Origin of the sequence: Actinoplanes sp. NPDC051861, assembly GCF_040681145.1 — a bacterium.
GTDB lineage: Bacteria > Actinomycetota > Actinomycetes > Mycobacteriales > Micromonosporaceae > Actinoplanes.
In genome coordinates, this window is the sequence record NZ_JBFAYE010000007.1 from 80,311 (window position 1) to 98,018 (window position 17,708).

Annotated in this window: 14 protein-coding genes; 8 read left to right on the forward strand and 6 right to left on the reverse strand. The window is 68.1% G+C overall.

The window, feature by feature from the left end; genetic code table 11:
• Positions 1 to 413: 413 nt before the first annotated feature.
• From AB0M02_RS20995 to AB0M02_RS21020, 6 genes are all read left to right on the forward strand, one after another.
• Complete coding sequence (locus AB0M02_RS20995; RefSeq protein WP_364229100.1) at positions 414 to 1,736, forward strand: hypothetical protein; 1,323 nt, start codon at positions 414 to 416, stop codon at positions 1,734 to 1,736.
• Positions 1,737 to 1,757: 21 nt separating this feature from the next.
• Entirely contained in the window at positions 1,758 to 3,104 is a 1,347-nt protein-coding gene (locus tag AB0M02_RS21000) for a serine/threonine-protein kinase (RefSeq protein ID WP_364229102.1), read from the forward strand.
• Positions 3,101 to 6,271, forward strand: coding sequence for a hypothetical protein (locus AB0M02_RS21005; RefSeq protein ID WP_364229103.1), 3,171 nt, complete (start codon positions 3,101 to 3,103; stop codon positions 6,269 to 6,271). The genes AB0M02_RS21000 and AB0M02_RS21005 overlap by 4 nt, the downstream gene beginning before the upstream one ends.
• 202 nt (positions 6,272 to 6,473) lie before the next feature.
• Positions 6,474 to 7,454: an efflux RND transporter periplasmic adaptor subunit gene (locus AB0M02_RS21010; RefSeq protein WP_364229105.1), complete on the forward strand. Its 981-nt coding sequence runs from the start codon at positions 6,474 to 6,476 to the stop codon at positions 7,452 to 7,454.
• Entirely contained in the window at positions 7,451 to 8,143 is a 693-nt protein-coding gene (locus AB0M02_RS21015) for an ABC transporter ATP-binding protein (RefSeq protein WP_364229107.1), read from the forward strand. Before AB0M02_RS21010 ends, AB0M02_RS21015 begins: the two co-directional genes overlap by 4 nt.
• 5 nt (positions 8,144 to 8,148) lie before the next feature.
• Positions 8,149 to 9,429 (forward strand): ABC transporter permease, encoded by a 1,281-nt coding sequence (locus AB0M02_RS21020; protein WP_364229109.1) that lies wholly within the window; start codon positions 8,149 to 8,151, stop codon positions 9,427 to 9,429.
• A 15-nt stretch (positions 9,430 to 9,444) separates the two neighbouring features.
• On the opposite strand, the gene AB0M02_RS21025 is transcribed toward AB0M02_RS21020, so the two are convergent.
• Positions 9,445 to 10,785: a protein adenylyltransferase SelO family protein gene (locus tag AB0M02_RS21025; protein WP_364229111.1), complete on the reverse strand. Its 1,341-nt coding sequence runs from the start codon at positions 10,783 to 10,785 to the stop codon at positions 9,445 to 9,447.
• A gap of 20 nt (positions 10,786 to 10,805) precedes the next feature.
• Positions 10,806 to 11,075, reverse strand: coding sequence for a DUF3040 domain-containing protein (locus AB0M02_RS21030; protein WP_364229112.1), 270 nt, complete (start codon positions 11,073 to 11,075; stop codon positions 10,806 to 10,808).
• Between the two features lie 169 nt (positions 11,076 to 11,244).
• Here AB0M02_RS21030 and ctaD point away from each other — a divergent pair, with 169 nt between their 5' ends.
• Positions 11,245 to 13,002, forward strand: a complete 1,758-nt coding sequence (gene ctaD / locus AB0M02_RS21035; protein WP_364229114.1) for a cytochrome c oxidase subunit I — start codon at positions 11,245 to 11,247, stop codon at positions 13,000 to 13,002.
• 173 nt (positions 13,003 to 13,175) lie between these two features.
• On the opposite strand, the gene AB0M02_RS21040 is transcribed toward ctaD, so the two are convergent.
• Genes AB0M02_RS21040 through AB0M02_RS21055 form a run of 4 tightly spaced genes read right to left on the reverse strand, consistent with a single transcriptional unit; the run spans position 13,176 to position 16,675 of the window.
• Positions 13,176 to 13,565 carry a universal stress protein gene (locus AB0M02_RS21040; RefSeq protein ID WP_364229116.1) on the reverse strand — a complete coding sequence of 130 codons (390 nt, stop codon included), beginning with the start codon at positions 13,563 to 13,565 and terminating at the stop codon, positions 13,176 to 13,178.
• Positions 13,562 to 15,223, reverse strand: a complete 1,662-nt coding sequence (locus AB0M02_RS21045) for a tripartite tricarboxylate transporter permease (RefSeq protein ID WP_364229118.1) — start codon at positions 15,221 to 15,223, stop codon at positions 13,562 to 13,564. Before AB0M02_RS21045 ends, AB0M02_RS21040 begins: the two co-directional genes overlap by 4 nt.
• Positions 15,224 to 15,239: 16 nt before the next feature.
• Entirely contained in the window at positions 15,240 to 15,689 is a 450-nt protein-coding gene (locus AB0M02_RS21050; RefSeq protein WP_364229119.1) for a tripartite tricarboxylate transporter TctB family protein, read from the reverse strand.
• Entirely contained in the window at positions 15,686 to 16,675 is a 990-nt protein-coding gene (locus AB0M02_RS21055; protein WP_364229121.1) for a tripartite tricarboxylate transporter substrate binding protein, read from the reverse strand. Before AB0M02_RS21055 ends, AB0M02_RS21050 begins: the two co-directional genes overlap by 4 nt.
• Before the next feature lie 102 nt (positions 16,676 to 16,777).
• On the opposite strand from AB0M02_RS21055, the gene AB0M02_RS21060 reads away from it, so the two are divergent.
• Positions 16,778 to 17,665 carry a LysR family transcriptional regulator gene (locus AB0M02_RS21060; protein ID WP_364229123.1) on the forward strand — a complete coding sequence of 296 codons (888 nt, stop codon included), beginning with the start codon at positions 16,778 to 16,780 and terminating at the stop codon, positions 17,663 to 17,665.
• Positions 17,666 to 17,708 lie beyond the last annotated feature (43 nt).

A 17,708-nucleotide genomic window follows, 5' to 3' on the forward strand; every position in this document is an offset into this window, starting at 1 on the left:
CCTGCCCAGGCTCTCGTTGTCCCTGCTCAGCCGGGTTCTCCATGGCCCGGGGAAACGGCCGGGCGCGCGGCCGTCCCGGCGGCCCCGCACTTCGCCGCCGCCGCGCCGCACCCCGCTGCCGCTTCCCGCCCTGCCGCCGCGCCCTTCGTCCCCGTCGTTCCCGCCGCTCCTTCCCGCCCGGCTGCTGTTGCCACGCGGCGAGCCGGGGGCGTCGGGCGGGCCGTTGTCGTCGGTGGCGGTTCCGATGTGGACATCGAGGAGCGAGAATGGACCGGCATCGAGATGTCGGGTACCGGCTGGACAATTCAGCCCCTCCGCGGGGAACCGGCGGCGGGGTTCGTGGCGAAAGCCCGTTGACCGGCCCGGTGTGAGGCACCGGGCGGCACGGGAGCAGCGGAGAGCGGGAGGACACGATGCGGGGTCAGGACAGGGTTCCGGCCGACGGTGGGACGAGGCCGGCCGGACCGATTCGGGTGACGTTGACGGCTTCGGAGCGGCGGCGCCAGTCCACGGTCCGCTGGCTGGCGATCCTCGTGACCACAGTGGTGACCTCGGTCGCCGTGATCTTCGGTGCGCGATTCGTGATCGGGTCCGGCGCTGCCACCGCGGCCTCGCAGACGCCGCAGACAGTGCTCGACGCCCGCGCGGCGGACCCGGCCACCGTGCCGGTGAAGGGCAGCACCAGGTTCGTGCCGGTCGGGCCCGCCCTGATCCTGGACACGCGTGGCAACGGCCCGGTGAAGGCCGGCGCCGACACCGAGGTTCCCCTCAACGACCTTCCCGCCGGTGCCTCGGCCGTGCTCGCCGAGGTGTCGATCGTGGACACGACCGGAGCGGGTGACGTCACGGTCGACGGCGGCGCGGGACCGGCGACGGTGCTGCGGGTGCCGCGGGCCGGAGTCCAGATGACCGCCAACGCGATCGTCCAGATCGGCCCCGACCGCACCCTCGTCCTGCGCAGCGGCGGCGGCGACCTGCTGGTGAACCTGGTCGGCGCGTTCCAGCCGGCCGAGACGTCGTCGGAGGGCCGGATCGTCACGCTCCCGCCGTCGCAGGTGGTCAAGCTGATCCCGAAGCGCGACGGCAAGGAGGCCACCGTCCAGCTGAACGACGTAGCCCAGCTGCGCGACGCCGGCTCCATCTCGGCAGTACTGCTGCAGGTCACCGGCGACGTCGGCCCGCACGGCGGCCGGATCTCGGCGGGACCGGTGAGCGGCGCGATGACACAGACGCTGTTCTGGGGCCCGACCAAGGGCGCCGACCGGACGCGCGTGGGCTTCCTGGCCGTACCGGTCACCGGCGACAAGGTCCGCCTCCGCTACGTCGCGGGCACCGAGATGCGCGCGGACCTGGTCGGTTATGTCACCGGCGAGGGCGCGCCGGTGAGCAACGCCGGCCTGGTTGTCCCGGTCACCCCGGCCGACCCTTCCGAGGTACGCGTGACGGCCGGCGGCGACAAACGCGTAGCTGTCGTCCCCGAGACCGGTCTCGCCGAGGTCCCGGCCGGTCGCGTAGCCGCCGCCCTCCTGTCAGTGACGGCCACCGGTGACGCCGTGGGCGCGGTGACCGCCTACGAACCCGGCCGCAACAACGCCGAGGACCTCACCGTCGTCGCCCCGAAGGGCACACCGCGAGGCGCCTTCGCCCTGGTCGCCACAAAGGACGGCGCGGTACAGGTCCGCAGCGAGTCAGGCGCCGCGGTAAGCGTCGCCCCACGAGCCCTGGTCCTGAGCTGAACCCGCGTAACATCCACGGGCGTGCGGCGTTTTCGGGACGGCAACGATGTCGTGTGGGATTACGACGAGGATCGCCTTCTGGGAGAGCCGGGCGGTATGGGTGACGTCTTCCAGGGCTGGTGTGCCGCTACAGGCGACGCCATCGCGGTGAAGAGGATAGCCCTGCGCTTTCCCTCTGTGGCGAAAGCCCGTCAGCGGGAGCGCGAGCTGGAGATCGGGGACCGGCTGACCGTAGCGTCCCGGTCCGGCGACGACACGACCAACCTGGTACTCCCACTCGGCCATGGATTCGACGACGGTGACCTGCTGATCGCGATGCCGCTCGCCGACGGCTCGCTGCGGGGTGCCCTGGCAGGTGGCGCGTTCACATTGGCATCGGGACTGGCCATCCTGCGGGACCTGGCACAGGGGCTGGTGCAGATGGCCGCGATCTCGATCGTCCATCGTGACTTGAAGCCGGCGAACGTCCTGCGGTTCGGCGACACGTGGAAGGTCGCCGACTTCGGTCTGTCGCGCACTCTGTCGGAGGCCACCGGAACCTACACTCTCGCCGGCTGGGGCACCGATCCCTACGTTGCGCCGGAACTGTGGCGCAATCAGCCGGCGACGGCGAAATCCGACCTGTACGCGTTGGGCGTGCTCGCGTTCGAGGTGTTCACGGGCCGTCTGCCGTTCGCCGGGCCGGAGGAGGACGACTACCGGCGCCAGCACCTGTCCGAGACACCGCCGGCACCAGCTGATCTTCCGCCTCAACTGACGAGGCTGTTGCTGCGCCTCTTGGCCAAGGCGCCGCCGGACCGCCCACAGGACGCCCGTGCCGTGCTTGAGGCCCTGAGCGGCGTGAGGCGTCCGCTGGCACCGGACCAAGCCGAATTGGTCGAGATCGCCAATCGCCGCCACCGAGCCACCGAAGACCTGCGTGTCGCGGCAGTCCGGGCCGAAACGGAGCTGGCGTGGACTGAGGACGAACGGCGGCAGGCACGTGCGGACCTGGTCTCCGTGCTGGAGGACGCCTTCGACGAGATCCGGGAGGCGTTGCCCGACGCGTTGCTCGACCCCGGCGTGCCGATGCTCTCGGTCGGCGAGGTTCGGCTTCGGTTTCGTACGTTCGAACCATTGATGCTGTCGACGGCCGATCGAAGGCAGGACATCGTCCTCCTGTGCCTCGCCGAACACCTTCCGGGTACCACGCGGGAAGCCTCTGTACTCGCGACCCTGATGTGTCGTCGTGACGCGAAAGGGCGCCTGGGATGGGCGATCACCGACTCGCTCGACGACCCGGCGACCTATCCCGAGCCGCGGGTCCCGTTCGGCGCGTCCGCCGTCGTCCGGTTACTCCGCGCGGCACTGGAGGATCTGTCGACGTGATCGTACCGGGGTCGATCTACAGCTTGGGCGGTGCGCTTGACGCCATCCTGGGCCGGGGCGTGGATCGGGACAGTATTGATGCCGCACTTGCCAGGGCAGACGATGCGGCTGATGACGAGTTGAACTTCGCCGTCTGGGCCTGGATGACCGGTAGCGCCGACGTCGTCACGGCTCTCGACGAAGTGATCGAACACGCGGTCGAGCGACTGAAATCGTCGGCGGGGCGTGAACGGCATCGGATGCTGGCCGCGATCCACGGAGTCTTCTCGGTCAGTGGACTACTGGCCGCGATCCTGGACGTCCTGGGCCCGGATTTCCCCGCTCGCAACCTCACGCGTTCCGAGGTGCTCACGCTGGTGGTGCCGGAAGACGGAGTCGGGCTCACCAGCACCGAGCATGCCGCGGGTGTCGCCCAGGCGCGCGTAGCCGCTGTTCGGACGCTCTTCGACACACAGATCGACCTTCCCTGGGTCGGCTGCGATTTCTCAACGAACCTGCTCGTACGGATCCAGCCCGAGTACGAGAGATTCGTTGCTGTTCTCGTTGCCTTCGTCAGGAATTTCAAGGTATGGACCAAATGGCGCCAGGACCGCAACGACCAGCGGAACTCGTTCGCGCAGGATGTGGTCAGCCGCGCCGTGGACAACTACCGGCGCCGTTATCCGCGGCTGGCGAATAGCGTCCCAGAATTCAAGATCTGGGCGGGTGGCGAGAGCACCGAAGCGTCATCCCTCGCCGATCGCGTCGCGCTGGACCGGCTTCGCCATTGGCTTGCCCGTGCGGACTTCGGCGCAAGCATCCGAGCGGATGAGACGCGGCGCAGCCTCCGCAACATCAACTGCGGCATCCTGGAGAAGCCGCTTGTCTCCTCGGAAGAGTTGAAGTCTCTCGCCGGCGTCGAGTTTCCCCTGGTCCTGAATGGTTACGTCGACCCCTCATACCGGTGGTCGGTGATTGACGACCGGTCCATGCCGGCCGACGAGACATGGTGGAGCGGCCAACGTCTCGGCGCCGACCTGGGCGCCTTTCTCGCCGCCTACGTCGCATCGCCGCAAGGCGTTGAGCGCCCACTCGTGGTGCTCGGTCACCCGGGCTCGGGCAAGAGCCTGTTCACGAAGGTCTGTGCGGCCAGATTGTCGGAGAACGACGCGTACGTGGTGGCCCGAGTCGCACTCCGGGATGTTCCCGACCCCGACGCCGCCGTCTTCGAACAGATCGACGCGGCGCTCCGCAGGCGCAGCCACGGGCGGATCACCTGGCAGGCGTTCTGTGATGCGGGCCGCGACCGGACACGGGTGTTGTTCATCGACGGTCTCGACGAGCTCATGCAGGCGACAGGGGCGACGGAATCGGGCTACCTACGGCGTGTCGCCGAGTTCCAGCAGCGAGAGCTCGACGCTGCCGGCCCGATCTTTGTCATTGTCACCTCGCGGACTGTGGTCGCGGACCTTGCGAAGATCCCGCTGGGTTGCGTGACGATGAAATTTCTGGACTTCACTGAGGACCAGGCCCGTTTCTGGCTGGATCGCTGGACCCGCGCGAATCTTGGTCTCATCGAGGCGGGCAAGATCCTTCCGGTTCCGGTTGAGGAGATCGTCGAGTACGGCCAGCTGTCGCGCCAGCCGCTCCTGCTTCTCTTGCTCGCGGTTTTCGCCGCGAAGAACGAGGTTCCGCGATCGTCGTCGGGAACGTCGAGTGCCGAACTGTACGAGGATCTCCTCCGCGAATTCATCGATCGCGAGGCGGCCAAGGGAGAGCCCGATTCGATGGATGTCGCGGACGAGCGCTGGAGGCTCGGCATCGCCGCCTTCGGCATGTTCAATCGCGGGCGGCATTACATCTCTGAGAAGCAGCTCATTAAAGATCTTGAGGCTCTCGAGGACGTGCAGGAGGACGAAGACATCCGGCGCCTCGGTCCAGCGCGCCGGGTGATCGGCCGGTTCTTCTTCGTAGTATCCGCGGAGACCGCGGAGGAGGAAGCGTATCGGAGCTACGAATTTCTGCACGCGACCTTCGGCGAATACCTGATCGCCTACTTCGTCGTTCGGGAACTCGCCGATTTGAGCGAGTCCCGGCCCCGGCTGCGAGCGAGCTTGGACGATCATCTTCTCTTCGCGCTTCTGTCGCATCAGTCGGTCAGCGTCGGCGGGGCCGCCATCCTGCCGTTCGTGGCCCAGCGTGTCCGGCTCGAAGGCTCCGAGAAGGTCGACCAGGTGACTGCGATAGCGCGCACGATTCTTCGTGAGTCACGGCAGCGCTGGGAACGAGGGCGTTTCTCCCGGTACCTCAGTCGTGACGCAAGCTACGTGGAGTGCTTCGCGAACTACACCGCCAACATCGTTCAGGTGCTCCTGTGGATGACTGCCGGTCCGGTCGAGATCGCAGGCATGACGCCCTCCGGCATGTCGCCGCTGGCGTGGTGGCGCGAGTTGCTGCAGGTCTGGCGGGCCGGACTGCGGCGGTCGGCGTGGGAAGCGATGATGGAGTCGATCACGGTGACGGGCGACGGCCCCGGCTTGGTGGTCGAGTTGCGCGGTGGCGGCCAGGTCCACCCCGAGATCCACCATGAGTGGCTGATGGCCGGTGACCAGGAGAGCGCCTACCTGGCGGCGGTGGGATGGGCGGCTCTGCACAACGCTGAGCCAGCGGTGCACGACTTACGCCTGCAACTCGCCGCCGGCTTCACCCGGGGACTCCTGCATGATGTCCGCCTGCCACAGCAGCTCCTGACGCTCACCGTCCAGCGTCTGAACGAACTCGCCGGCGCCTCCTGCATCGTGGTCGAGCTCGCGCTGGCCTACGGAATCCGCTATCCCGAGGCATTTCAGTACGGCCACCTGCGAATCATGGTGCGCATGCTGGTCGAGTGCGGTGCGGAGATACCCGAACTGCTTGCTGTCGTGGTCGCGGTGCATCCGCAGCTTCTAATCGATCTGCACGAACATCGTGGCGTCCTGCACCGTGCGATGTCGGCGTATCCGGGTCCACCCCTCATGGCCCTGACGTTGTGGAGCCACCGGGACGTGAACGAAATCAAAACATGGCAGGCAGGCGCCGCGCCGCGCTTGCCGAACAGTGAACTGGACCGGTTGGCGCCGGACCTGAGCCGCATGAGCTCAGCAACCATCCGTCGCCTCCTGCCTACGCTCGCTCGTCCGCCACGCTGAGACGGGCTCGTTCCGCGCAGCGTGAGCGGGGGCCGGTTCGCGACCTCGCGCAGGGCGACGAACGCGCGCGGCGCGGATACCGAGGCACGAAGCCGGGATATCCGACGTTGCGTCGAGCCTGTACCGTCTCCTGCGCCGCACGGGCATTCGAGATCATCTCTCGCGTCCGGGCGCTTTTTCGTGATCGCCGGGGGAGGAAACCGTGAATCAACGCAGGCTGGCCCGCATGGGGGCGGTGATTGCGGCGGTGGGGCTGGTTGCCGGGTGCACGTCCGGTGAGGACCCCGCCACGACGCCGGAGCTGGTGGATCGTGGCACGGTGCTGACGACGGTTCAGCCCACCCGGCAGGATCTGAACAACAAGATCAGCCTCAGTGGGAAGGTGACGATCAACCCGGTGTTCGGGATCGTCGCGCCGACTGGTGGTGAGGTGCGTTATCGGCAGTTCAAGCCGTCGACGTCGCCGGATGACGAGCCCGTGTGGGTGGCGACGATCTGGGAGGACGGGCACCCGAAAGAGGTGACGATTCCGGCCAATTCCACCATGGCCGGGCGGCTGCTGGAGGACAAGGCGCTGGTCACCGAGGGCATGCCGATCGTGTCGGCGCGGCACGCCGGGTACGGGATCGTGGCCGAAATTGACAGCGCTCAGGCCTATCGGATCTCCGGTGCCGTCAAGTCGGTGCAGGCGCAGATCAAGAACGGTCCGGGACCGTTCAAGTGCAAGGCGCGCGGGACGATCGCGGCGCTGCCGGCCGGTACCGTTCCGGAGCCGCCGCCCACCACCGCGCCGGCCACCGATCCCTCGTCCCCGGCGGAGATCGTCGACAAGGAGCAGGTCGAGAGCGGGCCGGGCGGTTCCGAGGAGACCGGGCTGCGGCTGGTCTGCACCGCTCCGAAGAACGTCAAGCTGATCAACGGCGCCGCGGTGACCCTCGACGTGGTGACCGACAACGCCAAGAACGCGCTGGTGCTGCCGGTGGAGGCGGTTGCCGGTACGCAAGGTAAGGGCAAGGTCGACATCGTCGGCGAGGACAAGACCCGCAAGACCGTGGACGTGGAGCTGGGGCTCACCGACGGCAAGGTCGTGCAGATCAAGAAGGGCCTGACCGGCGACGAGACCGTCGCCGTTCCGGGGCCGAACCTGCCGGAGGCCAAGGCGGAGCCGGGAGCGCCGGGATGACCGAGCCGCTGATCGAACTCACCGGGATCACCCGGATCCTGAAGGGCCAGGAGGAGCCGCGGACGATCCTCGACGGCGTCAACCTGACCGTTCACCGCGGGCAGAGCGTGGCGATCGTTGGCCGTTCCGGATCAGGCAAGAGCACGCTGCTGAGCATCCTCGGGCTGTTCGACCGGGCTGATGAGGGCAGCTACGTGCTCGCCGGGCAGGACATCAGCCGCCTGCCCGAGCGGAAGTCGGCGAAACTGCGCAGCTCGCACTTCGGCTTCGTGTTCCAGCGGTTCTTCCTGCTCAAGCACCTGACCGCGGCGCAGAACGTGGCGATGGCCCTGGTCAACGGCCAGGGCTGGCTGCCCCGCCGGCAGCGTCGCGCCCGCGTCATGGAGGCGCTCGACCAGGTCGGCATCGCGCACCTGGCGAAGAACCGCCCGGTCAAGATGTCCGGTGGTGAACAGCAGCGGGTGGCGATCGCCCGCGCTCTGGTCCGCGATCCGCAGGTGCTGCTCGCCGACGAGCCGACCGGTGCGCTGGACACCGAGACCGGCACCGCGGTGATCGATGTGCTGCTCAACGCGACCACCCGTGGTTGCAGCCTGGTCCTGGTGACCCACGACCGCGATCACGCCGCGCGGATGGGCCGGACCATGAGCCTGGTCGACGGGGTGCTGACGGAACGGGTGCCGGTATGAGGCGGATGTCCGGAAGTTATCGCTCCGCACTGATCATCGGCATCCAGGGCATCCGGGCGCGCAAACTGCGGACCCTGCTGTCGATGGTGAGCCTGTTCCTCGGTGTGCTCGCCGTCGTGGTGGTGCAGGCCGGTGCCAGCATCGCCGAGCGGGCGCTGCTCGCCGACATGGAGATGACCCAGGGATACGACGGCACCAAGGTGATGGAGGTGCTTCCCAACGACAAGCTGGGCACGATCGTCACCGACACCCTCGAGGGGCAGCCCGACGCCATCGCCATGTTGACCACTCAGGCGATCATCGGCGAGCCCGGTGTGAAGCCGGTCAACGAGGGCGGCTCCCCGTTCGACGAGAACTGGGGCGGCGGCATGATCTGCAACGGTCCCGGCCCGGAGGACTGTGAGCCGATCAATTCCGGTCCGCCCGGTGCGGCGATCGAGATCCGGCTCAGCGCGCTCACCGGTGACATCCGGACGTTCCGGCCGCTGCGGCCGATGACCGGTGACTGGCTGGACTTCAGCTCGGTGCCGTCCCTCGCGCCGAAACTGGTGATCAACCGGGAGGCCGAGAAGGGTTTCAACCGGCACCAGGTGCCCGCCGAGATGCGGATCAACGGCGCTTCGGCGAACCTGACGCCGCAGATCGTCGGGGTCGTGGACGACGGCGACTACCAGCCGCGCGCCTACGTGCGGATGGACGAGCTGTCGAACTGGCTGCCGTCGACCGCGATGACCGATCCGAACAGCGGTGGCGCCCAGCTGCAGGTACTGCTGGGCCCGGACAGCCCGGTCGAGAAGGTCCTGACGAGCAAGTTGCAGGCTGCCGGCGTCGAGACTTACGCGCAGACGATCGAGTCATACAAGCAGCTGGAGAGCCAGCTGTCGCTGATGCGCCTCCTGTTCCTGTCGATGGCGGGCCTGGTGCTGCTGATCGGCGTGGCCGGCATCCTCAACGTCGGCCTGGCCACGGTCGGTGAGCGGGTCGAGGAGTTCGCGCTGCGGCGGGCGGTCGGGACACCACGCTTGCTGCTCGCGGGGATCGTGCTGGCGGAGACGCTGCTGACCGGGTTGCTCACGGCCGCCGCGGCGATCGGCGCCGGTGTGGCCGGGCTGAAGGTCGTGTCGATGCTGGTCGGGCAGTCCGAGCCGATGCTGCGGGACGTGCAGTTCCCCTGGGAGGCGGGGGTCGCGGGGATCATCGCGGGGATCATCGCGGGGGTTCTGGGCGGGTTCATCCCGGCGCTGCGGGCGGCGGGGATCCCGATCGCCACCGTGATGCGAGCCTGATCCCTTTCGGCCTTCTCATGTCCCGCAGAACGTCTGGTAGGAGTCGCAGAAGGCAGTCGGGGCGGGTTCGGCGTAGCGCTCCAGACCGGGGCGTTCGTCGAAAGGCCTGGTCACGGCGCTGAGCAAGTGGTGCAGGGGGTCGAGGTCGCTGTCGTCGGTGGCGGCGGCCAAGGCCTCCTCCACCAGGTGGTTCCGGGGGATATAGATCGGATTGACCCGATCCATCGCGTCGGGGTCGGGGTCGAGGGCCCGCCACCGTGCCACCCAGGCTGCGGACGAGGGCGCGGCCTGAGTGCCTCTAGCAAAACCCGATAGTGTACGGAAAAAGCGTACATAATCGTGTTTTTCTTCTTGAAGTTCGGCGGTGATCTCGTCGATCAGGCTGTCGTCGCGAGTCCCCAGCTTGGCGCGCATCCCCGCGGTCCACGCCTGCTGGTAGCGCGGCTTGAAGCCCTCGAGCGCCTCCGTGGCCAGCTTGACCGCCTTGTCCTCGTCGTCGCTGAACAGTGGCAGCATCGCCTCGCCGAGCCGGGCGAGGTTCCACGCGCCGATCAGAGGCTGGTTGCCATAGGCGTAGCGGCCGGCATGGTCGATCGAGCTGTAGACGGTGGCGGGGTCGAACCCGTCGAGGAACGCGCACGGGCCGTAGTCGATCGTCTCGCCGGAGATCGTCATGTTGTCGGTGTTCATGACGCCGTGGATGAAGCCGGCGAGCATCCACTTGGCGATCAGTTCCGCCTGGGCGGCGATCACCGATTCGTAGAGTCCCAACGGCCCGTCGGCGCCGGGATGGTGCCGGTCTCGGGCGTGTTCGGCCAGGCGCTTCAGAAGATCCAGGTCGCCGGTGGCCCGTGCGTACTGGAAGGTGCCGACGCGCAGGTGGCTCGCGGCGACGCGGACCAGGATCGCGCCGGGTAGCGGGGTCTCGCGGTAGACGGTCGCGCCGGTCGTCAGGACTGCCAGGGATCGGGTGGTCGGGATGCCCAGAGCGTGCATGGCGTTGCTCATCACGTACTCGCGGAGCATCGGGCCGACCGCGGCCAGCCCGTCGCCGCCGCGGGCGAAGGGGGTGCGGCCGGAGCCCTTCAGGTGGATGTCGCGTCCGTCGACCTCGCCGAGCAGGAGGGCGCGGCCGTCACCGAGGCGCGGGGAGTAGCCGCCGAACTGGTGTCCCGCGTAGGCCTGCGCGACCGCGTGAGGGCTGGTGAGCAGGCCCTCGGGGTTTGTTGTGTCCGCTTCGAGTTCCCTGGCCAGGGTTTCGTCGAGGACCAGGATGCGGGGTTCGGGGAACTTCTCGGCCTGCCAGGGGATCGCGAGTTCGGGGAGCTCACGGGCGAAACGGTCGTCGAAGTTCATCCGAACAAGTGTACGCGTGGCTATCGGGTGCCCCGGGTGCCGAGGCTGCGGTAGGCGAGGAGGACGACGACGGTGACGGCGATGATGTCGGCCAGGACCAGGGCGACTCTCGGGCCGAGGAACAGGGCCACGAACGGCAGGGCCAGGAACAACATCACGCACAGCGCCGGCACGACGGGGAAGCGGCAGGGGATCGTGGTGGCGCTCATCCGGCGCGCGAACTCCGGGTCGTCGGAGCACAGTCGCTGCTCGATGTCCTCGAGCGCGCGGCGATCCCTCTCGTCAAGCATTCGGTTCTCTCCCGCCGGGTTCACGGCGTACCCGCCCAGCACCGTTGTCCGCATCGCCACGGTAAGGCGGAAATGCGGTTGATGAGCTGATCTGGCACGGATCGCTGCGGCAGAAGCATATAACGGAGTGTGAGCAGTAGTTCTCCGTATGTGATGCCGAGGAGCTTGCATGACCACCGTCGCCCCGAGACCGGTCCAGGTCCGGCCGCATCCGGTACGCCGGCAGGTGAGGGGTTCGGCACTGGCCCGGATCCTGCGAACCACCGACGCGAAGCAGATCGGGATCATGTACATGATCACGTCTGTCGTGTTCTACATGGTCGGCGGCCTGATGGCTCTGCTGATGCGCGCGGAACTGGCCAAGCCCGGAATGCAGATGCTCTCGCCGGAGCAGTTCAACCACCTGTTCACCATGCACGGCACGGCGATGCTCCTGTTCTTCGCGACCCCGATCGTGTTCGCGTTCGCCAACTTCGTGGTGCCGATCCAGATCGGCGCGCCGGACGTGGCGTTTCCACGGCTGAACGCGTTCGCCTACTGGCTGTACCTGTTCGGCGCGCTCACGGCGATGAGCGGTTTCCTGACCCCGGGTGGTGCGGCTGATTTCGGCTGGTTCGCGTACACGCCGCTGAGCGACTCCCTGCACTCACCGGGCATCGGCGGCAACGCCTGGGTGGTCGGCCTGGCGATCGGCGGCCTCGGCTCGATCCTCGGCGCGGTCAACCTGATCACCACGATTCTGACCCTGCGCGCACCCGGCATGACCATGTTCCGCATGCCGATCCTGACCTGGAACATGCTGGTCACCAGCCTCCTGGTGATCCTGGTCTTCCCGTTCTTCGCGGCGGCGCTCTTCGCTCTGGCCGCCGACCGGGTGCTGGGTGCCCAGGTCTTCAACGTGGAGACCGGCGGTCCGATGCTGTGGCAGCACCTGTTCTGGTTCTTCGGCCACCCCGAGGTCTACATCATCGCCCTCCCGTTCTTCGGCATCATCACCGAGGTCGTGCCGGTCTTCTCCCGCAAACCGGTCTTCGGTTACAAGGGCCTGGTAGCCGCCACCCTCCTGATCGGCGCCCTGTCGATGAGCGTGTGGGCGCACCACATGTTCGCCACCGGCCAGGTGCTGCTCCCGTTCTTCAGCTTCCTGAGCTTCCTGATCGCGGTACCCACCGGCATGAAGTTCTTCGTCTGGATCGGCACCATGTGGCGCGGCCAGATCAGCTTCGAGTCCCCGATGCTGTGGGCCGTAGGCTTCATGGTCACGTTCCTCTTCGGCGGCCTCTCCGGCGTCCTACTCGCCGCACCGCCCATCGACTTCCACGTCTCCGACTCCTACTTCGTGATCGCGCACTTCCACTACGTCCTCTTCGGCACCATCGTGTTCGCGGTGTTCGCCGGCATCTACTTCTGGTTCCCGAAGATGTTCGGCCGGGTGCTCGACGAACGCCTCGCCAAAATCCACTTCTGGCTCACCATGGTCGGCTTCCACGGCACCTTCCTGGTCCAGCACTGGCTCGGCACGAAGGGCATGCCCCGCCGCTACGCCGACTACCTGCCCAGCGACGGCTTCACCTTCCTGAACACCTTCTCGACCATCAGCTCCTTCGTCCTGGGCATCGCCACCCTGCCGTTCGTCTACAACGTGTGGAAGTCCTACAAGGTCGGCAAGGTCACCACCGCCGACGACCCCTGGGGCCACGGCAACTCCCTGGAGTGGGCCACCTCGTCGCCACCCCCGCTCCGCAACTTCGACCACATGCCGCGGATCCGCTCGGAGCGCCCGGCCTTCGACCAGAAGTTCCCGCACCTGGCAGCGGGGGAGCAGTCCCTGGCCGGCCCGCCCGAGGGAGGCGCCAAGCCGCTGCGCAAGGCGTCAGACGGCGGAGCAACCTACAAGGAGGACATAACCACCGACCGCGACCGCTGACTACTACACGATGTGCGCGCGGCGCCGGGTTCCCGCTCAAGCGGGCACTCCGGCGCCGCGTCGTCCTGGGCGCACCTCAGCGCCCTGCCGACGTGGACGGGCGGGCAGTCGCTCCAGCCAACCCGGTGCCCCGGCGGTCGCGTTGTGGCCCTGGTCGCGAGTTGCGTGCATCCCTATGGTTTGACCGCGAGGACCGGTCTGCCGGCGGCGAGCAGGATGCGCTGGGCTGTGCTTCCCAGGAAGAGCTTGCCGACCGGGCTGCGCCGGCGCAGGCCGATGACGATGACCGATGCGTGTTCCTCCTCGGCGATGTCGAGTAGCTCGTCGGCGAGTTCGCCCGCGTGCGGGGTGGTTCGAAGGCGGATCTCGACGCCGGCCTGTTTCGCGCGGTCGAGCAGGTCGGCGATGGTGCGGTCGTCGGCGGCCTCGGCGCTGACCGGTGCTCCCGAGCGCGGGGAGTTGACGGCGAGCAGGGTTTCGTTGCGGCGGGTGGCCTCGGCGAGGGCCGCGGTGAAGGCGGCCTCGCCCTCGGGGCTGGGGAGGTAACCGACTAGAACGGTCATGCGTGTTCCTTCTCGGGCTTGTTGTCGGTGCCGTCGCCGGTATGGTCGGCCCTGTTGTCGTCGGCGTGGTCGGCCTCGTTCTCGCCGGCGTGGTCGGCCTTGTTGTCGGCGGCGGGCTGTTGCTTGCCCTCCGTGGTGGGCTTGTGGGTTCCTTCCTCGCCCGGGGTGTTGCTCTCGCGGTGCGTGCGGGAGCGGCGCCGCAGCGACTGGACTGCCGGCAGCAGGATGACGGCGATCAGCAGGGCGAGCAGGACGCCGGAGATGGGGCGGGTGAAGAAGCCGCTCGGGTCGCCGTCGAAGAGGAGCAGTGAGCGGCGCAGTGACGTCTCCAGCAGCGAGCCCAGGACGAAGGCGAGGACCATCGGGCCGGGGTCGAAGCCGAACTTCTTCATCAGGTAGCCGAGGATGCCGAACGCGATCACCAGGCCGATGTCGAAGACGCTGTTGTTGACCGTGTAAGCGCCGACCAGCGTGATCAGCACGGTGATCGGTGCCAGGACGGTGGCGCGGACTCGCAGGATCCGCACGAACAGACCGACCAGCGGGATGCTCATGATCAGCAGCAGGATGTTGCCGATGTACATCGAGTTGACGACGCCCCAGAACAGCTCGGGGTTCTCGGTGACCAGCTGTGGGCCGGGGGTCACGCCCTGGATGAGCAGCGCCCCGAAGATCACGGCCATCGTGGCGTTGGCGGGGATGCCGAGTGACAGCAGCGGGATGAACGACGACGTGGCCGCGGCGTTGTTCGCGGTTTCGGGCGCGGCCACGCCCTCGATGGCGCCCTTGCCGAACCGCTCGGGGTGTTTGGACCGGCGTTTCTCCAGCGCGTAGGCGGCCATTGACGAGAGGACCGCGCCACCGCCGGGCAGGATCCCGAGGAAGAAGCCGAGCACCGAGCCACGGCCGATCGCGCCGCTGGACTGCCGCAGGTCGGCGCGGCTGGGCCACACGTTGGTGACGGTGGCCGGAGCATGTACTTCGCGGTGGCGTTCCTCGAGGTTGTAGAGGATCTCGCCGAGACCGAAGAGGCCCATCGCGATCGGCACGAAGTCCAGCCCGTCGGCGAGGGACAGGTTGCCGAAGGTGAATCGCTCGGCACTGGTGAAGTCGTCGCGGCCGACGGTGGCCAGCAGGAGCCCGACCGCGGCGGCGGTGAGCGCCCGAAGCCGGCCGCCGCTGCTGATGGTCGCCACCAGCAGGATGCCGAGCAGGGCGAGGGCGGTGTACTCCGGTGGGCCGAAGTCGAGCGCGAACTCGGCGACGAGTGGCGCCACGAAGGTGAGCGCGACGATCGCGAGGGTGCCGCCGACGAACGAGCCGATCGCGGCGATGCCGAGTGCGGTGCCGGCTCTGCCCTGCCGGGCGAGTGCGTGGCCGTCGAAGACGGTGACGACCGAGGACGCCTCGCCGGGCAGGCGGAGAAGGACCGACGTGATGGTGCCGCCGTACTGGGCGCCGTAGAAGATGCCGGCCAGCATGATGATCGCGGTGACGGGTTCGAGGCCGAAGGTCACGGGCAGCAGGATGGCGATGGTCGCGGCGGGGCCCAGGCCGGGCAGGACGCCGATGAGCATGCCGATGACGACGCCGACGAGGCAGTAGAGCAGATTCGTCGGCTCCAGTACGACGGAGAATCCGTCGATGACCGCGGACAACGGTCCTCCCGGTGGATCAGAACAGGTGGGGGATGGTGACGTCGAGGGCGCCGACGAACAGGGCGTAGAAGGCGACCACGATGCCGAGGCTGACCGCGATCGACGTGCGCCAGGACTCCTTGCCGAGGAAGCGCATCCAGACGAAGGCCAACAGGAAGGTGGGGATCTCGAAGCCGATCGTGGCGATGACCGCGACGTAGGCGATCATGCTGGCGACGGCTGCGACGACCAGCAGGCTGCTGCGGGTGAACCTCTCCGCCTCGCCCGTCCGGCGGGCGCTCGCCGCGAGGATCAGCCCGAGGAGCACCAGGGCGGCGCCGATGATCAGCGGCCAGGTGCCGGGACCGGGCTCGGACGGGCTGCCCGCGCCGAGGGCGAGGGAGCCGGCGACCGCCGCACCGCCGAGGACGACCACGACGGCGGCGGCGATCACGTTGGCCGCGGGACCCGCGGGTTCGGCGTTCATTTCCCGCTGAGATCGATTTTGTGCTGGGCGACCAGGTCCTTGTACTGCGTCAGCGACCCGTTCCACTGCCCGAGCAACGTGGCTCCGTCGACCTCGTTGGCAGTGAGCAGCCGCTCGGTGTTGAAGTCCTTGTACGCCTGGCTCTCGAACGACTTCTGGAAGGCGGCTCGCAATCGGTCCACGACCTCCTTCGGTGTGCCCTTGGGCGCGACGACCGCCCGGGACTGCTGGACGGGCACGGTGTAGCCGGCCTCGGTGGCGGTGGGGGTGTCCTGCATATAGCTGGGCCGCTTCTCGGCGAAGGTGACGATCGGGGTGGCCTTGCCCGCCTCGATCTGCTTCTTCGCCTCGCCGAGCTGGACCGCGGCGACGTCCACCTGGCCGCCCAGCACGGCGGTGAGCGCCGGGGCGCCGCCGTTGAACGGAACCGCTGTCGCGTCGACGCCGGCCTGCGCGAACAGCAGCGTCTGGGTGAGCTGGCTGCCGGTGCCGACGCCGGTCGTGGCGAACTTGACCGGCCGCTTGGCGTCGACGATGTCCTTGACCGTCTTGAACCCGGTCCTCGGATTCGCGATGAGCACGAAGTCGTCCTGCGAGATGCCGGTGACGACCTCGTAGTTGTTGATGTCGACGGCCTGGTCGGCGGGGACGGCGAGAGGGGTTATGTACGCGAGCGAGCCCACGAAGACCATGATCGTGTATCCGTCGGCCTTGGAGCCCGCGAGTTCCTTGGCGGCGACCGCGCCGTTGGCGCCCGGCCGGTTCTGCACGGTGATCGGCTGTTTCAGGTCGGCGCTCGCCTGCTCGGCCAGGGCTCGGCCGATCAGGTCGGTGCTGCCGCCGGCGTCCTGGCCGATCAGGAGCGTGACGGCGCGCTCGGGGTAGGACGCGGCACCTTCGCCGGACTCGTCGGAGCCGAGGTTGCCGCCGCACCCGCTGAGCGCCAGTGCGGCGGTCAGCCCGAGGGCGGGGAGTGCTCTATTCATGGCGGTCTCCCGCTGTGAGGGGGGTCACTGGTCCGGCGAGCGTATTGCCGTCGCTTCATGCATGTCCAAGCCAATTCCTGCATCGATTGATACCTTCCCGGCATGAACTACACCCTCGAGCAGTTGCGCGGCCTGGTGGCCGTCGCGGAAGAGCTGCATTTCGGGCGTGCTGCCGCCCGGTTACGCATGACCCAGCCGCCGCTGAGCCGGCAGATCCAGAAGCTGGAGGCCGCCGTCGGCGCCCAGCTGCTCGAACGCGACAACCGCCGGGTGGCGCTGACGCCGGCCGGTGTGGCGTTCCTCGGCGATGCCCGCCGCATCCTCGCGATCGCCGAGGAGGCGCCCGAGCTCGCCCAGCGCGTCTCCAGCGGATTCCGCGGGGTGATCCGGCTCGCCTTCACGTCGGCGTCGACCTTCGGGATCCTCGGCCGGCTCCTCAACGAGCTGGAGCAGCGGCTGCCGGAGGTGCACATCGAGTTGTACGAGATGGTCACCCGCGAGCAGATCGCCGCGCTCGCCGGCGAGGACATCGACCTCGGGCTCGCCCGCCCGCCGTTCGACCCGGACATGTTCGGCTCCCGGGTGCTGCTGCGCGAGCCGCTCATGCTCGCCGTGCAGGAGGGCCACCCGCTCAACATCCTGACCCGGCCGCTGGAACCGCGCGACCTGCACGGCGAACCGCTGATCTTCCATTCCCAGCAGAAGGCGCGGTACTTCTACGACCTCGTGGTGAGCATGGTGCCGCTCGCCCAGGAGCGGGTCGTGCACAGCGTCAGCCAGGTGCTGACCATGCTCTGGCTGGTCTCGGCGGGCCGCGGTGTCGCCTTCGTGCCGGCCTCGGCGCGGCTGGTCGGCGTGCCCGGCGTCGAGTACCTGCCGCTGGCCACCCCGATCCGCGATCCGGTCGAGTTGCACCTGCTCTGGCCGCATCACTCCAGCAATCCGGCGCTCGAGCGGGTGCTCCAGGTGCTCGACAACGTGATGCTGTGAAGGTATCAAGCCATGCCGAAACACTCTTGGACAGGCATCACCG

Bases quoted from the DNA above. Each gene is read 5' to 3' on its own strand.
- AB0M02_RS20995 (WP_364229100.1), top strand. From the start codon at position 414: ATGCGGGGTCAGGACAGGGTTCCGGCCGACGGTGGGACGAGGCCGGCC.
- AB0M02_RS21015 (WP_364229107.1), top strand. From the start codon at position 7,451: ATGACCGAGCCGCTGATCGAACTCACCGGGATCACCCGGATCCTGAAG.
- AB0M02_RS21020 (WP_364229109.1), top strand. From the start codon at position 8,149: ATGTCCGGAAGTTATCGCTCCGCACTGATCATCGGCATCCAGGGCATC.
- AB0M02_RS21025 (WP_364229111.1), bottom strand. From the start codon at position 10,785: ATGAACTTCGACGACCGTTTCGCCCGTGAGCTCCCCGAACTCGCGATC.
- AB0M02_RS21030 (WP_364229112.1), bottom strand. From the start codon at position 11,075: ATGCTTGACGAGAGGGATCGCCGCGCGCTCGAGGACATCGAGCAGCGA.
- ctaD (WP_364229114.1), top strand. From the start codon at position 11,245: ATGACCACCGTCGCCCCGAGACCGGTCCAGGTCCGGCCGCATCCGGTA.
- AB0M02_RS21040 (WP_364229116.1), bottom strand. From the start codon at position 13,565: ATGACCGTTCTAGTCGGTTACCTCCCCAGCCCCGAGGGCGAGGCCGCC.
- AB0M02_RS21050 (WP_364229119.1), bottom strand. From the start codon at position 15,689: ATGAACGCCGAACCCGCGGGTCCCGCGGCCAACGTGATCGCCGCCGCC.
- AB0M02_RS21055 (WP_364229121.1), bottom strand. From the start codon at position 16,675: ATGAATAGAGCACTCCCCGCCCTCGGGCTGACCGCCGCACTGGCGCTC.
- AB0M02_RS21060 (WP_364229123.1), top strand. From the start codon at position 16,778: ATGAACTACACCCTCGAGCAGTTGCGCGGCCTGGTGGCCGTCGCGGAA.